The 14,411-nt window shown below is 55.6% G+C and carries 15 protein-coding genes; 3 read left to right on the top strand and 12 right to left on the bottom strand.

Going from position 1 to position 14,411, the window contains the following annotated elements; genetic code table 11:
• Positions 1 to 6: 6 nt before the first annotated feature.
• Both MUY37_RS06785 and MUY37_RS06780 read right to left on the bottom strand, forming a co-directional pair.
• Positions 7 to 1,488 (bottom strand): O-antigen ligase family protein, encoded by a 1,482-nt coding sequence (locus tag MUY37_RS06785; protein ID WP_499194598.1) that lies wholly within the window; start codon positions 1,486 to 1,488, stop codon positions 7 to 9.
• Positions 1,489 to 1,750: 262 nt separating this feature from the next.
• Positions 1,751 to 2,053, bottom strand: coding sequence for a hypothetical protein (locus tag MUY37_RS06780; RefSeq protein WP_499194597.1), 303 nt, complete (start codon positions 2,051 to 2,053; stop codon positions 1,751 to 1,753).
• On the opposite strand from MUY37_RS06780, the gene MUY37_RS06775 reads away from it, so the two are divergent.
• The 3 genes from MUY37_RS06775 to MUY37_RS06765 all read left to right on the top strand — a co-directional run bounded on the left by MUY37_RS06775 (position 2,035) and on the right by MUY37_RS06765 (position 5,557).
• The gene (locus tag MUY37_RS06775) at positions 2,035 to 2,943 is read left to right on the top strand and encodes a tyrosine-type recombinase/integrase (RefSeq protein ID WP_499194596.1); all 909 of its coding nucleotides are present in this window, start codon (positions 2,035 to 2,037) and stop codon (positions 2,941 to 2,943) included. The two genes, MUY37_RS06780 and MUY37_RS06775, sit on opposite strands and share 19 nt — an antisense overlap.
• Positions 2,944 to 3,116: 173 nt before the next feature.
• The gene (locus tag MUY37_RS06770) at positions 3,117 to 5,081 is read left to right on the top strand and encodes a polysaccharide biosynthesis protein (protein WP_499194595.1); all 1,965 of its coding nucleotides are present in this window, start codon (positions 3,117 to 3,119) and stop codon (positions 5,079 to 5,081) included.
• The gene (locus MUY37_RS06765) at positions 5,078 to 5,557 is read left to right on the top strand and encodes an NUDIX domain-containing protein (RefSeq protein ID WP_499194594.1); all 480 of its coding nucleotides are present in this window, start codon (positions 5,078 to 5,080) and stop codon (positions 5,555 to 5,557) included. Before MUY37_RS06770 ends, MUY37_RS06765 begins: the two co-directional genes overlap by 4 nt.
• A gap of 33 nt (positions 5,558 to 5,590) precedes the next feature.
• On the opposite strand, the gene MUY37_RS06760 is transcribed toward MUY37_RS06765, so the two are convergent.
• From MUY37_RS06760 to MUY37_RS06715, 10 genes are all read right to left on the bottom strand, one after another.
• Complete coding sequence (locus MUY37_RS06760; protein ID WP_499194593.1) at positions 5,591 to 6,724, bottom strand: DegT/DnrJ/EryC1/StrS family aminotransferase; 1,134 nt, start codon at positions 6,722 to 6,724, stop codon at positions 5,591 to 5,593.
• Positions 6,725 to 6,727: 3 nt separating this feature from the next.
• The gene (locus tag MUY37_RS06755; RefSeq protein WP_499194592.1) at positions 6,728 to 7,369 is read right to left on the bottom strand and encodes an acetyltransferase; all 642 of its coding nucleotides are present in this window, start codon (positions 7,367 to 7,369) and stop codon (positions 6,728 to 6,730) included.
• Complete coding sequence (locus MUY37_RS06750; RefSeq protein WP_499194591.1) at positions 7,366 to 7,965, bottom strand: sugar transferase; 600 nt, start codon at positions 7,963 to 7,965, stop codon at positions 7,366 to 7,368. Before MUY37_RS06750 ends, MUY37_RS06755 begins: the two co-directional genes overlap by 4 nt.
• A gap of 14 nt (positions 7,966 to 7,979) precedes the next feature.
• Positions 7,980 to 9,110, bottom strand: coding sequence for a glycosyltransferase family 4 protein (locus MUY37_RS06745; RefSeq protein ID WP_499195123.1), 1,131 nt, complete (start codon positions 9,108 to 9,110; stop codon positions 7,980 to 7,982).
• 1 nt (position 9,111) lies between these two features.
• Positions 9,112 to 9,420 carry a hypothetical protein gene (locus MUY37_RS06740; protein ID WP_499194590.1) on the bottom strand — a complete coding sequence of 103 codons (309 nt, stop codon included), beginning with the start codon at positions 9,418 to 9,420 and terminating at the stop codon, positions 9,112 to 9,114.
• 213 nt (positions 9,421 to 9,633) lie between these two features.
• The gene (gene rfbA, locus MUY37_RS06735) at positions 9,634 to 10,503 is read right to left on the bottom strand and encodes a glucose-1-phosphate thymidylyltransferase RfbA (RefSeq protein WP_499194589.1); all 870 of its coding nucleotides are present in this window, start codon (positions 10,501 to 10,503) and stop codon (positions 9,634 to 9,636) included.
• The gene (gene rfbD, locus MUY37_RS06730; protein WP_499194588.1) at positions 10,503 to 11,363 is read right to left on the bottom strand and encodes a dTDP-4-dehydrorhamnose reductase; all 861 of its coding nucleotides are present in this window, start codon (positions 11,361 to 11,363) and stop codon (positions 10,503 to 10,505) included. Before rfbD ends, rfbA begins: the two co-directional genes overlap by 1 nt.
• 6 nt (positions 11,364 to 11,369) lie before the next feature.
• On the bottom strand, positions 11,370 to 12,425 hold the full coding sequence (gene rfbB / locus MUY37_RS06725; RefSeq protein ID WP_499194587.1) for a dTDP-glucose 4,6-dehydratase: 1,056 nt from the start codon (positions 12,423 to 12,425) through the stop codon (positions 11,370 to 11,372).
• Positions 12,422 to 12,991, bottom strand: coding sequence for a dTDP-4-dehydrorhamnose 3,5-epimerase (gene rfbC / locus MUY37_RS06720; RefSeq protein WP_499194586.1), 570 nt, complete (start codon positions 12,989 to 12,991; stop codon positions 12,422 to 12,424). The genes rfbB and rfbC overlap by 4 nt, the downstream gene beginning before the upstream one ends.
• Positions 12,992 to 13,143: 152 nt before the next feature.
• Positions 13,144 to 14,409 carry a hypothetical protein gene (locus MUY37_RS06715; protein WP_499194585.1) on the bottom strand — a complete coding sequence of 422 codons (1,266 nt, stop codon included), beginning with the start codon at positions 14,407 to 14,409 and terminating at the stop codon, positions 13,144 to 13,146.
• Between the last annotated feature and the right edge of the window lie 2 nt (positions 14,410 to 14,411).

Genomic DNA, 14,411 nt, shown 5'->3' with positions numbered 1-14,411 from the left:
AGCAAACTATGTTGCATTCATATCACGGGCATCTCGCGAAAGGGCGAGCAAGAGCCAGACTGTGACTAACTGAAAGAGAGGAGTTCTCAAGGGATAATCCACCAAGGACGCAGCTGCGACAATCGCAAAGATACTCATCCAAAAAATTGCGTCGACCCTCCGCGTCCGATGGAAAAACATCGTCCCGATCGCCCTTACCATCCAAACAAGAAATCCAGTCAAAAGTAGCCCTGCCAGCACTCCTCCCTCAATAATAAACTGCGCCCAATCGTTATGCGCTTGATTGACATAAGAAGGCATCAGCAATGCCGATGGCTCATAGATATGATATACTTGTTCAAAGGATCCGAAACCCGTCCCTAGCACCCAATGGCCTTCAAGCATCTCGATAATCACCGGCCACAATGACCATCTCAAATCCTCAAAGCTATCTCTCACAAGAATGTCACGAAACGCTGGCGTCCGGTCAAGCGCCAGAAATGCAGCTGCCGTCAGCGATACCAAAATAACCGGAATGGCCAATATCAGGCGAGGTTGCTGGTCAAGCCACCGCCCCACTGACTGCTCAGCGCGAAGCCCCCTGCGAGGGCGCGGAGACAAAGCGAGCATAGTTATTGAGACCAGAATCGTGCCGATGACGGCTACGAAGCCAGCCCTTGACCCCCCGGCCAACGCTACCAAAAGGATCAAGAAAAAAGCAGCAGGATACATCAAGCGCTCCCAAACCGCACTCCGCTCCTTACTGACCCTTAGACCGAGCAATGTCACTACCAGCATAGAACAAGCCGCAAAAACTGCCGCGTGGTTTTCATTTGCGAAAACACCTACTGCGCCGCCCCTGTTGGTTACTTCATAGAAATAGAAAACGCTCGATCTTCCCATTACGATCTGGAAAAGGCCCAACAGCGCATTGAGAACTCCCAACCCTGCAACAACTCGCAATAGCGTCAGAGAAGACGCGCGAAGGGCAATTGCCAAAAACAAGCCGGCTGCCGGCACGACCAGGCTCCCGAGCACATTCCAGCTACGCATCGGAGTCAGCGTCAAGGGGCGCCAGGCTCCTTCGAGACCTAGTGCGGTATCCAATTGAAGAATGTCTGTGCGCCCCAGTAGACTTTGCCATATCCGAGGCGGTAACGGCACAAGTTGAAGCATTACGATCAGCGCAAAACATGCAAACAAGATGACGAGCGCACGCTCAGCCTTTAGCCTTTCCTTCGTTAGGGAAAAGAGTGATGAAACTAAAAAGAGCGCGGATAAAGAGCGCAGCGGAACGATTTGGATTGCATCAAACCTGGATGCCCCACCTGTAAATGCCACCACGGCAGCCAGCAGCGCCAGTATGATCCAGCCCCTATCTAATCCTTCTCCCATTTTTCCCACTTGCACTCTTCGTTCGCGGCTACCAACCATCTTCGTTTTCACCCCCGTCATTTTTTGCTGCGCAGCATTTGCATCACCCTGGCGGTTTGCAAGGGCGTTGGGCATATAGCAACGTCAGTGTCCACAGGCTTATGGCGCCTCGAACCCAGCGAATAAGCTCCGTGCTCTTACCGGAAGAGCGAACTCCCGAAGTTGCGCGTTATCGGGCATTTGAAGGACTGCAAGGTTACTGCAAGGGTCTCGATGAGAGGGATGACATTGGGGCCATGTGCGGATCAACACACCATTACCCTAGCGCGTCAAAAGCTTTTTGCAGCAAATGGCATACTGCGCCTGTGGGCGTCTGATTGACTAGGGAACCTGAAACTTAGTCTTTGGGCGGACCGACGCGAATCCCAGGTCGATCGCCGGGCGATCCGATGAACTCGATACCGGTGGCTTCGAAGAATTCGCGCAAAGTAAGCAGGTGCCCCTTGCGAGACTTTGGAACACCCGATGTCGCCTCGTAACGCTTGAGGGTGGCAGAGCCAATTCCGGTCTGCTGCGCAACTTGTCGGATCGTCACCCCGATTGCAGCTCGCGCTGCCTTTATCTGCTCAGCAGTGATGTCCGACACTTGATTTATGATCCTTTTGGTATCATATAAATTGAATGCTTCAACAAAGCTCATCCGCCAATTGGCGCGCCGAATTCCAGCGCCTCGATGGCGCCTATGCACCAGCAACAATGCGTAGTTACCGCGCCGATGTCGAGGCTTTCGAAAACTGGTGCGTGGAGAACGGGATAAACGCGCCCCTCCCCGCCGCCGTCGAAACCGTGTGCCGCTTTCTTGAAGATCAGGGGGCGTCCAAGGCCCCTTCCACCGTACAGCGACGGCTCTATGCGATCCGCAAGGTACATCGCCTGCTGCGGCTACCTGACCCGACCTATGACGAGGATGTCAACCTCGCCATGCGCAAAGTCAGGCGCCAGAAACCGATTCGACCCCGCCAAGCTAAGGGCCTGACGCGCAACTACCTCGAAAGCTTTCTGGAAAGCGAACCCGATACGCCTTGGGGCCTGCGCAACCGCGCGATGCTCTCCCTCGGCTATGAATTGATGACTCGGCGATCAGAACTCATCGCTTTACGCAACCAAGACCTGACAGAGCGGGAAGATGAAACACTGCGGGTGCTCATCCGCCGCAGCAAAGCGGATCCGTTTGGCAGCGGACGCATCGCGTTCACCTCACAAAGAACTGCCGACTTACTCAAAGAGTGGCTGGCATACCGCGGACCGGACATCGAATGGCTGTTCTGCCCGATCTACCAACGCAAGGCCATTGATCGTTGCCTTGAGACAACGACAATCCGGCGCGTGATCAAAGATGCTGCGCAGCGCTGTGGCCTACGAGCAGATCAGGTCGCATCCTTCAGCGGTCACTCAATGCGGGTAGGCGCGGCACAGGACCTGTTGAAGCGGGGGTTCGACACGGCCGCGATCATGCGCGCGGGCGGCTGGAAGTCAGTGAATGTGCTGGCGCGCTATTTAGAGAAAGCCGAGCACAACGTCTGGGCCTAAATCATTCGGCGATTATGAGCTCACATCAATAAGATGTTCGGGCAGAGGGTGATTCGCTGACCATCTTTCAAGAGGCCGCGTCCCCTTTTGGGTCCGATTGAGTTGCGCATGTAGCTCGGTTGCCGTACCGAGCGCCAACGCTTGGTAGGTGAGATAAGTACGGAACAGTTCGAATGATTGGTAACATCAGGCAACTTTCCACGCTTGGCCGGAAGTACAAAGTAGCGCTTCAAATCATCGTCGACACTGGGCTGATACTCGCCTGCTTCCTTGCCGCCATGGCAATCAGGCTCGAAAGTCTCGATTTCCTCTCCAATCTGAAGATCTGGCTGCCTTTCATAATCTCAACAATCGTTGGGATTGTGACGTTTTGGCTGTCCGGGCTTTACCGCACGCTTGTGCGTTTTGTGACCGGAAAGATTCTAACCTCTATCGTCCAAGGCATAGCAGCCTTTGCGACAGCTCTCTTCATCAGTAACGCCCTTCTTACAGCAGGCATCCCGCGTTCGGTCCCCATAATTTCCGGATTGCTGCTATTACTGACCGTTGCAGGTATGCGTTTTGTGGTGCGCCAGATTTTTCGTGCTCCAATGCAGATCTCGAAGAAACCTGTCGTGATTTACGGGGCCGGGGAAGCTGGACTCGAATTGCTCAACTCGCTCTTTCATGGGCGAGATTATGCTCCAATTGCTTTCGTCGATGATGACAGCCATCTCCAAGGCCTGACGATCAGTGGGCTCCCGGTTCATCCACCTGCTGTGATTGAACGATTAGCCGACAACTCCGCTTTAGAGGTTGTGCTGCTTGCAATGCCCAATCTTAGTCACACCCGCCGACGGGAAATCTTCGCATGGCTTGAAGGAATGAACCTTGAAGTAAAGACCATCCCTGGCCTTTCTGACATTATCAGCGGCAAGGCCAAGATTTCCGAACTACGCAATGTGAGCGCTGAGGATCTGCTTGGTCGGGATCCCGTTGCACCCAACGAGGAGCTCCTTAAACAGAACATTGACGGCCAAGTCGTCATGGTTACCGGCGCAGGCGGATCTATTGGCGGCGAGCTCTGCCGTCAAATTATCGCGCAGAACCCTAAAGCCCTGATCCTCTATGAAATTTCTGAATTTGCCCTCTACTCAATTGAGGCTGAACTTCGAGAGATAGCGCAGCATTCCAGATCTTCGGCGCAGATTATTCCGGTCCTGGGTTCAGTGCAGAACGCCAAGAGGCTGGAGGCAGCAATTCAGGCTTTCCAAGTCGAAACGATCTACCACGCAGCAGCGTATAAGCATGTTCCCCTTGTCGAGGAGAACGTCGTCGAAGGAATCCGAAACAACGTATTCGGCACCCTTACGATTGCCAGGCTGGCGCGAGATAACAACGTCAGCAGCTTCATCTTGATTTCAACCGACAAGGCAGTTCGGCCGACCAACGTCATGGGGGCCACCAAGCGAATTGCCGAGCTCATCTGCCAGGCACTGGCACGGGATGAGCCCAATACAACTTTCTCAATGGTTCGATTTGGGAATGTCTTAGGATCGTCTGGCTCGGTCATCCCACGCTTCCGGTCACAAATCGAGGCAGGTGGTCCGGTGACTGTGACGCATCCGGAAATCAACCGCTATTTCATGACTATTCCAGAAGCATCTCAACTTGTGATCCAGGCAGGGGCAATGGCTAACGGAGGTGATGTCTTCGTGCTGGACATGGGGGAGCCAGTGAAGATCGCAGAATTGGCAGAAACCATGGTAAAGCTGCATGGGCTTACCCCATACTTTATCGACCACCCTGACGAGGTCATTCCTGAAAAGGGTGACATCCCGATATGCTTTACTGGCCTAAGGAAAGGGGAGAAGCTCTACGAGGAGCTCTTGATCGGGAACAAGCCTGAGCCGACAGAACACCCCCGCGTGATGGCAGCCACAGAAGTTGCCATGTCGTCCGACGAACTTCTCCCTATTCTCGAGAAATTACTGGCGGCATGCAAGGCATTCGATCTTCCAGAGATATACGCGATATTGCTCGACTTGCCGCTTGAATACACACCACTTGAGCGCGAACTCTCAGACCTGGTTTGGAAAGCCTCGCAGACTGCGCAGCCGAGAGATACGAAGATGGAAGAAACGGCAGCCAATCGATGATCGGCCAAGGCAAAGGCCTGACCTCAAGCCTTTGGAGTAAAATACTCCACCTTGCCTTTCGCGTTCAGCGCGGCTTGACCATCGGGGTCCGTGCCGTTGTGCAGTCAGAAGACGGGAAATTTTTGCTCGTTCGACATACGTATACATCAGGTTGGCACTTCCCTGGTGGGGGAGTCGAGCCCCACGAAACGGCCGAGGAGGCTCTTGCAAGAGAACTCGAACAAGAGACGGGCCTGAAAGTCGTTGGGGTGTCAAAGCTTCATGGTATCTTCTTCAATAGATCCGTCGGCAACCATGATCATGTTCTGGTCTACTTGTGCGACACTCGAGGCGACGCACCGCTCAGATCGAATAGTTTAGAAATTGCAGAGGCCGGTTTCTTCAGCCTTGGGGAATTGCCAAAGAACATAGATCAAGGGACCAAGCGGCGGTTGCAAGAGATTACCACCCAGTTAGAAGTCAGTCGAGAATGGTGACGAGGCCCATTCTCTTCAAATCTACAAGATAGTTCAGTTTGCAGAATCGAGAAGCTGAAGAATTCGGCCAATCACCTCGTCCTGTTGATCATCCGACATGTCACTTCCCGACGGAAGGCACAGGCCTTGGGAGAACAATCGCTCGTCCACGCCAGAACCATGATACGCCGTGCCAGCATAGAGCGGCTGCATGTGCATGGGCTTCCACAATGGGCGCGATTCTATCTCATGCTCGAGCAGCATCAGGCGAATGTCTTCGCGCGATACGCCAACTTGATTGGGATCGATAGCAAACGCTGTAAGCCAATGTGTTGAACGCAGGCCATCTGGCTCAGGCATAAATGAAATTCCAGGCCTTATGAGCGCATCGCGGTATCGGTCAAAAATCGCCCGGCGCCGCGAAACACGGTCATCAACGACTTCCATTTGCCCTAGACCAATGGCCGCACAAATGTTGGAAAGGCGGTAGTTGTAACCGAAAGTAGAGTGCTCGTAGTGTGGCGCCGGATCTCGCGCCTGCGTCGCCAAAAAGCGGGCCTCATCGGCCCAGGCCTTGTGTCTAGTAACAAGCATTCCGCCGCCCGAGGTGGTAATGATCTTGTTGCCGTTGAAGGAAAGAATGGCCGCATCGCCACCGGTTCCCGCCATCCGCCCTTCTTTGTATGATGCGCCAAGACTTTCGGCAGAGTCCACAATCAGGCTAATGCCGTATTGCGCAGCAAGAGCTTCGAGCGGATCAAGGTCAACGCTCTGACCGTAAAGGTCGGTTGGCACAATCGCTTTTGGCAGCCTGCTTTCGCTCGCAGCAATCTCGAGTTGTTCTGCAAGTATGTTTACATCTACCGTCCAACTATCTTTATCAAGGTCGAAGAAGCGCGGCTTTGCTCCAAGATAATTCACCGGGAATATCCCACCAGCAAAGGTCATGGAGGAGACCCACACCTCGTCGCCCGGCCCGACACCGGCGATCCTCAAGGCGAGATGGAGTGCGGCCGAACCGGACGAAAGGCCCACACAATGCAAGCCGCCGCCAAGATATTGCGATACCTTGTTTTCAAAGGCATCAAGTTGTGGCCCTAGCGGTGCAACGAAGTTCGACGCAAAGGCTTGCGCTACGTGCGCTTCCTCGCGTCCCGACATATGCGGGCGTGAAAGCCAGATTCGCATGGTTCACTTTTTCTCCAGTGGCCGCGCCGGGTTGCCGACAACGGTGATTCCTGCAGGGACGCTCTTGGTCACCACGGCTCCCATGCCTACAACAGCACCCTCACCGATCACCAATGGATCACCTGGCTTGCCCTGACGCAGGATGGCACCACTGCCAATATAGGCGCGGTCTTCGATAACGACGTTGCCATTGCATCTCGCGCCCGGAGCAAGGGTGACAAAATCGCCGATGACGCAATCATGGGACACCTGCGAATAGTAGTTGGCATGGAACTGTCGCCCGATTATCACGTTTGAGGTGACCATGGAAAAGGGGCAGAGCACCGAACCTTCGCCTAGTTCGACTTCTTCAAGTATTACAGCGCTTTGCGCATGGGCTGGCATAAAGCCAATGCCCGCTGCCTTGCATTTTGCCGCAAGCCGCTCGCGCGCTCTTCCGTCGCCAATTGCAAGCACGGTCTCCTTGCTTTGGGTTGGCGCTGCCAAAAACGAATCCCAATCAAGACAAGGGCGATTGTTGACCGTCTTCTGAACTGCGTTATCATCGATGAATACAAAGGCGATATCGGCTGATGGTCTTTTCGCCAGCATCCCCATCACTTCACGGCCGTGGCCAGAAGCGCCGTAAATCCCGACCAGTTTCACTGGGTTTCTCCCATGAAGCGCGGCATGGTCGCCTCACCCGCGGAGCTGATCCCTTCCCGCTGCACCACCTTGACCGCAGTGAGCCACATAATCTTCAGGTCCAACCACATCGACCGATTGTCCACGTACCACACATCCAGCGCGAATTTCTCTGGCCAAGACAGGGCATTGCGTCCGTTTACCTGAGCCCAGCCAGTAATTCCCGGACGCACTTCATGTCGACGAGCTTGCTCAGGCGAGTAGAGCGGCAAGTAATCCATCAAAAGCGGACGCGGCCCAACCAGACTCATATCCCCCATCAGCACGTTGAGCAGGCCAGGAAGCTCATCGAGCGAGGTCGATCGAAGAAACCGCCCGAACGAGGTCAGTCGCTTCTCGTCAGGAAGCGGATCACCGTTTTCGTCAACCGCGTCCAGCATAGTTCTGAACTTCAGCATCCTGAATGGCTTGCCGTGCAGTCCCGGCCTCGTTTGCGTGAAAAGCACCGGTGAACCAAGCTTGCTACGCACCATCAGCGCGACACCAAGCATCGGGAGCGCGAACAGGATGAGAACCAAAATCGCAACGCAGCAATCAAACAGGCGCTTTACCAGCATGGTTCAACCTTCGCTCATGCGTCTATCGCGGAAAGCATCCTTGCCGCAACTTTCTCCGCAGCGTAGCGATCTCTGACCAGAGAAAGAGCTGCATCTGCCATTGTTTTAACCTGGGCGGGATTATCGATAAAGGATTGCATCGCCGAGACCAAGGGTTCAGTTTCGCGTGGGGGGATTAGAAGACCATTGACGCCCGGGTTCACCGTTTCGCGGCACCCTGGCGCATCTGTGGTAATAATTGCCCTGCCCGTGGCCATAGCTTCCAAAACGGTTCGCGGCGTCCCTTCGCGGTAGCTCGGAAGCACGTAGACGTGACAATCTGCGAGGAAGGGGCGCACGTCCGATTGCTCGCCATGATAGATAATTGTGCCATCGTTTTGCCACGCGCTCAGCTCGTCGAGGCTGATTCCGTTAGGGTTCGGGTCCGTCCCGCCGACCAGATGGAACTCAACATCGGGATGCCGCTCGCGGATCATCGCTGCGGCTGCAGCATATTCACGGATGCCCTTGTCACCCAGCAAGCGGGCGATCAGCAGGAAGCGCAGCGGCTGCTGGCGCAATGGCTGGGGCTGGTAGTGGCGAAGATCGACCCCGGAGCCGTCGACGATCGTCACCGGAACGCCCGCGGGAAGCAGATCAAGCTCCGCGAACAGCGCGGCATCGTCAGGATTCTGGAAGAAGATCCCATGCGAGCGGGACAATGCGACACGATAAAGACTCCGCGCAATCGCGCGGATCACACCACGCTTGCCCGTCGCTTCACCAGTGAAGGCATAGCCAAGCCCGGTAATCAGGGCATAGCGGCGGGGCACTCCAGCCATCCAGCCTGCGATCAACCCCCAGACCACCGGCTTGATGGTATAGGCCAGCATGGCCTGCGGCCTGATACGGCGGAACAGCCGGACCATGGCACGAAGTGTCTTGAGGTCGGCCGCGACGTTCATTCCGGTGCGCTCGATCGGGAGCGTATGCGGCGTCACCTCGAGCGCCGACAGGCCAGCAAGTGTTTCGGAATCTTCCTCGAGGGCATTCGCCGCTGCGTGCACCTCCCAGCCACTTGCGACAAGGCTTTCAAGCAACGGGCCCCGAAACAGGACCAGCGAACGGGCGAAGGCGCCAACTAGCAGAAATCTTGCTCCCTTCATATCAGCCATTTGGCACACTATCGCTGGTCGCGGGGCGTTGGGGCATGGTTCTGCCTGGCACTTCGGCCAAGGCTGCGCCGGGGGGAATCCCGAGCGCCGCGAAAAGGAACACCAGAATGGGGAGACATGCAAGTAGGATGGCCACCCCGGCGAGCGCGAGGCGTAGCAACATAGGCCACCGCGCGGGCAAGACACCCGCTACGCCTTCGGTGACGAAATAGGCCGCCACTGCGGTCACCACGACCGCGATCGCATAGCGCAGCAGGCGCCCTTGCAGCAATTGGGGTTTCCAGCGTTGAAGCAGCGCCAAAATGTCAGACCGATCTACGAATATAGCTTGAACTGTGGTAATTTTGCTTGCCGAAGCGAAAAGTTTGATCACTGCGCTTCCCGAATTCGCATAGGTCGCCGTGGCCGCCATCATAAGTGCAGACGGCTGGAAGTCTGTGAATGTGCTCGGGTGCTATCTTGAAAAGGCCGAGAACAACGTCTGAGTCTGATAGCTGTGTGGCGCTGTATTGCTCTACCCAAGTAACTGCTCCAGGTAATGACCGTAGGCGTTCTTGCCAAACACAGTTGCGCGCTTAGCCAATTGCTCACTGGATATCCAACATTGACCATAGGCAATCTCGTCCGGACTGCCGGTCTGTAAGCCTTGCCGTTCCTCCAGCGTGCGCACGAAATTACCTGCATCAAGCAGGCTGCCATGCGTGCCAGTGTCGAGCCAGGCATACCCCCGCCCCATCAGGCTTACCTGCAGCACGTCATCAGCCAGATAGCTTTCGAGCAGAGTAGTAATCTCAAGCTCGCCTCGCGGCGATGGCTTGACCCGTGCCGCCCGCTGCGGAGCCGAGCCATCGAGGAAATAGAGGCCGGTCACAGCAAAGTTGGAGGCTGGCACTTCCGGCTTTTCGACGATCGAACGGACTGAGCCGTCCTCGGCAAAATCGACCACGCCATAGCGTTCCGGATCGGCAACACGATAGCCGAATACCGTGCCGCCTTCGCTGCGCGCTGCCGCCTCGATCAACAGTTCGGGCAGGCCGTGGCCGAAAAAGAGATTGTCGCCCAGCACCATGGCCGATGGCGCGCCCGCCAGAAACTCTTCCGCAAGCAAATAGGCCTGCGCTAGCCCATCGGGGCTGGGTTGTTCGATATAAGTCAGACTGATGCCCCACTGGCTGCCATCGCCGAGGGTGCGAATGAACTGTGCCTGGTCTTCCGGCGTCGTGATTACCGCGATCTCGCGAATTCCCGCCAACATCAGAACGCTGAGCGGATAGTAGATCATCGGCTTGTCATAGATCGGCAAGAGCTGCTTCGAGAGACCAATGGTCACCGGGTAGAGCCGTGTGCCGGAGCCCCCGGCCAGGATGATGCCCTTACGCTGCATTACTTATCTGTATCCTTCTGTTTGATCTGTTTGAGGACCGCCGCCAGGCCGGCCTGCCAATCAGGTCTGGCGATACCGAATGTAGACTCGGTAGCGCTGCAATCGAGCCGTGAATTGGCAGGGCGACGAGCAGGCGTTGGATAATCTGTTGTACCGATATCCACTACTTCGCACACCAGCCCGGCTTGGGCAAAGATCGCACGGGCGAAATCAGCCCATGATGCATCTGGAGCGCCGCTGAAATGGTAAGTTCCCGCCTTTGCCGGGCCATTCGCGAGTTGACCCGCGATCGTGAGGCAGGCTTGCGCGATGGCCGCGGCGGGTGTTGGACCGCCGATCTGGTCTGCAACGACGCGCAACTGGCCGCGCTCGGCCCCCAGCCGCAACATGGTCTTCACGAAGTTCTGCCCATGGGCCGAGAACACCCAGGAGGTGCGCAGGATCGCATAACGTCCTCCGGCAGCCACCACGCCCTGCTCACCCGCCAGCTTGCCGCGCCCATAGGCGGAGATAGGCGCAGTGCCATCATCCGGACGCCAAGCTGCATCACCGCTGCCGTCGAAAACGTAGTCCGTAGACAGGTGTACAAATGGTGTGTCCCTCTTGGCACAGGCTTTCGCCATTTCGGCAGGGGCAAAGCCGTTCACCTGAGTGGCCAATCCCTCCTCGTCCTCTGCCCGGTCGACTGCGGTATAAGCTGCGGCATTGATAACCGCCGTTGGTGAATGTCGCTCGATCGCGGCAGCGCAAGCTCCCGGCGTGGCAAGGCCTGCCTCCTCGCGGCTCAATGCGACTACCGGCGCGAGCGCCTGCAATTCTCGCGCTACCTGCCCTGTCCTGCCAAATACGAGAATGGTCATTTCGGCTTAGTTCTTGCCCCCGCCAAGTCGCTGGCCCACGCCTTGGCGGCTCATCAGTGGTCTCCACCAGTCCTCATTTTCCAGATACCACTGCACGGTCCGTTCCAGTCCTTCCTCGACAGTCACGGAGGGCCGCCAGCCCAGCTCTTCGCGGATCCGGCTGGGATCAATCGCATAACGCGCATCATGGCCGGGCCGATCAGAGACAAAGGTGATGAGATCGCTATATGACGAACCGTCATCACACGGACGCAACCGGTCAAGGATGCCGCAGATCGTTCTTACCAGCGAAAGGTTCGAACACTCGTTCTCACCCCCGATGTTGTAGGTCCGCCCGACCTCTCCCTTCTCGACCACCGTAAGTAGCGCGTCAGCATGATCCTCGACATACAGCCAGTCGCGTACGTTGGAACCGTCGCCATAGATCGGCAGCGATTTGCCATGCAGGGCGTTAATGATGACCACCGGAATCAGCTTTTCAGGGAAGTGATAAGGCCCATAATTGTTCGAGCAATTGGTCACCAGCACCGGTAGGCCATAAGTTTCGGCCCAGGCCCGAACGAGATGGTCCGAACTCGCCTTTGACGCAGAATAGGGGCTACGCGGATCGTAAGGTGTGTCTTCGGTGAATTGCACCTCCGGATCAGGCGGCAACGAGCCGTAGACTTCGTCTGTGCTGATGTGGTGGAAACGGAAGGTTTCCGGCTTATCGTTCTCAACCCAGTATTTGCGCGCCGCCTCCAGCATGTTGAAGGTACCCAGTATGTTGGTTTCCATGAACGTGCCAGGGCCATCGATCGAGCGATCGACATGGCTTTCTGCGGCCAGGTGCATCACCACGTCAGGCTGGTACTCGGCAAAGATGCGATCAAGCGCAGCGCGATCGCGGATATCGGCATGCTCGAAGGCGTAGCCGGGATCGCCTGCGACCGGGGCGACATTCTCGAGGCAGGCGGCATAGGTTAGCGCGTCGACATTGACCACGCTGTGGCCGCGGCCGATCGCCAACCGGATGACTGCGGAACCAATAAAGCCGGCGCCGCCGGTGACGAGGATTTTCATGAAGGTCTCTCGTAGGTGAAGGGGCTGTCGAAATCAGCGAGCGAACCCGCAGCGGCGTCTTTCTCGGACAAGACCACATCGATCCCATCCAAACCCCAGTCAATACCGATGTCGGGATCGTCAAAGCGCAACGCGCCTTCAGTCTCCGGCGCGTAATAGTCCGAACATTTATAGACGATCTCAGTGTCAAGGGTGCGGGTGACAAAGCCGTGCGCGAACCCGGCCGGAATGAACAATTGCCGTCCGTTCTCAAAGCTCAGCTCGGCCCCGAACCATTGGCCATAAGTAGGGGAGCCCTTGCGAATATCGACTGCGACATCGAACAACGCCCCGCGCCCACAGCGCACAAGCTTGGCCTGGGCATGCGGCGGCGCCTGGAAATGGAGCCCGCGCACCGTGCCGATCTGCGCAGAGAGCGAGTGATTGTCCTGGACAAACTGCTCCTTGATGCCGTGTCCGGCCAGTACACGGGCGCTGTAGGTCTCGGCAAAAAAACCACGGTGATCGCCGAAGCGCTTTGGCGTGATCATCAAGAGGTCTTTTAGCTCGGTGTTCTGAACCAGCATTATCAACTCGTTTCGTCAGCATTTTGGTGTTTAGTTTATCAAGAGTACGAACACGTTCATCACTCAGAAGTTTTTGTCGTTCCTAGTGGCGGGGAACACTTCAATATCATTGGTTATCCCCACGATCGATAAAGCCGTAGGCCGTCCGATTACTACGTATGGGTGGGTTTCAGAGCCGAAATTGGTCGAATTCCCCGTCGAGTTTGGATGTTTGGTCCCCTCATTGGGTGCCTTCTCATGTACCAATCCAACAATGGAAAGACGAACATCCACTGGAGCACAAAGCCTTCGATATAAGGGTTGGTTGCTGTAGAAATGAGGGCCGCCAAACCGCCGCCCAACCAAAAGCGCCGGTATACTGGAAGCCGATCACGAAACAAGTCGCGAAAAGCTTCGAAGATATAAATGGCGAACGGGAGTACATAGACAATGAAACCGACCAGCCCAACTCGATGTAGCGTAGCATGAATCATCATTTCATAGCGCCAGGGATTCTCTAAGTCTCGAATAAGGTCCGCCGAAACTCCGTGGCCTACTCCAAGCCCGCCACCCTCAAGAAACGACAACAAAAGTGCTTCTGTCTGGGACATGCGCGCAGAACCACCCAAAGCCAAAAGATCTTCGAAGTAAATCTTGATTGAATCGTCAATTGACACATTGAAGTAGCTAGCCAGATATATCAGGCTTAAAGTCCCTACGAGAAGCGAAACGATCGCCGCAAAAATAAGGCGAGAACTCATACCGCCGGCCCAACTCGCGATAGCAAGAATGGTCACGCCGATGAACGGTGAGACGAACAAAGCGCTACGACCGGAGGTCAAAATCGCGAACGTCAAGGCTAGAACAGCGATTATCCGCAAATGGGCCTGCGAGATTATAGAGGGTGCCGCGAATATTCCTCCGCAAAGAAATATTAGAGGTGCATAAACGTGCATCCGAGCCGCGACCGTCGTACCCCGTAAATTAACATTTGCCTCTTCGACAAACAGGGTCACGCTGTCTGGCCCGAAAGTTAGGTAAAGATAGAAGAAAATCGCAATCGAAGCACATGCAGGCAATGAGAATAGCGCTATGGCCCTGGCTAAGCCCTCGTTCCCTAACGTACTGATCGCCAGCATACCCGCAAAAATCCATAGCGCAGGAAAGAAGATATAAATTGCCAAAGTTTGCCACTGGGCTCGGTCGGGAGCACCGTTCAGCTCCCCATAAAAAACATAAAGCAAGGTGATCAGGATGCCCGCCAAGAACATTAGCGTGAACCTAGCCTGCATTCTGAAAAGCCTTCGCGATAGTAGCGCTAAAGCAAAGAACACCACCAGCAATATAGCGGTAGATAATTGAAAGGAGTTCGGCATGACAATCGCGAAAAACGCTAAAGCCATTAGAAATAGAAGTAATAAAAGCTTGAAGAACTTCATCT

The organism is Qipengyuania sp. ABI-127-1, assembly GCA_022953095.1.
Taxonomy (GTDB): domain Bacteria; phylum Pseudomonadota; class Alphaproteobacteria; order Sphingomonadales; family Sphingomonadaceae; genus Qipengyuania.
This window is presented reverse-complemented; position numbering and strand designations above follow the sequence as displayed.

Excerpts from the sequence above, each read along its gene's own strand:
- MUY37_RS06785 (WP_499194598.1), bottom strand. The coding sequence starts at position 1,488 with ATGCCCAACGCCCTTGCAAACCGCCAGGGTGATGCAAATGCTGCGCAG.
- MUY37_RS06775 (WP_499194596.1), top strand. The coding sequence starts at position 2,035 with ATGCTTCAACAAAGCTCATCCGCCAATTGGCGCGCCGAATTCCAGCGC.
- MUY37_RS06780 (WP_499194597.1), bottom strand. The coding sequence starts at position 2,053 with ATGAGCTTTGTTGAAGCATTCAATTTATATGATACCAAAAGGATCATA.
- MUY37_RS06770 (WP_499194595.1), top strand. The coding sequence starts at position 3,117 with ATGATTGGTAACATCAGGCAACTTTCCACGCTTGGCCGGAAGTACAAA.
- MUY37_RS06765 (WP_499194594.1), top strand. The coding sequence starts at position 5,078 with ATGATCGGCCAAGGCAAAGGCCTGACCTCAAGCCTTTGGAGTAAAATA.
- MUY37_RS06760 (WP_499194593.1), bottom strand. The coding sequence starts at position 6,724 with ATGCGAATCTGGCTTTCACGCCCGCATATGTCGGGACGCGAGGAAGCG.
- MUY37_RS06750 (WP_499194591.1), bottom strand. The coding sequence starts at position 7,965 with ATGCTGGTAAAGCGCCTGTTTGATTGCTGCGTTGCGATTTTGGTTCTC.
- MUY37_RS06745 (WP_499195123.1), bottom strand. The coding sequence starts at position 9,110 with ATGAAGGGAGCAAGATTTCTGCTAGTTGGCGCCTTCGCCCGTTCGCTG.
- rfbA (WP_499194589.1), bottom strand. The coding sequence starts at position 10,503 with ATGCAGCGTAAGGGCATCATCCTGGCCGGGGGCTCCGGCACACGGCTC.
- rfbD (WP_499194588.1), bottom strand. The coding sequence starts at position 11,363 with ATGACCATTCTCGTATTTGGCAGGACAGGGCAGGTAGCGCGAGAATTG.
- rfbB (WP_499194587.1), bottom strand. The coding sequence starts at position 12,425 with ATGAAAATCCTCGTCACCGGCGGCGCCGGCTTTATTGGTTCCGCAGTC.
- rfbC (WP_499194586.1), bottom strand. The coding sequence starts at position 12,991 with ATGCTGGTTCAGAACACCGAGCTAAAAGACCTCTTGATGATCACGCCA.
- MUY37_RS06715 (WP_499194585.1), bottom strand. The coding sequence starts at position 14,409 with ATGAAGTTCTTCAAGCTTTTATTACTTCTATTTCTAATGGCTTTAGCG.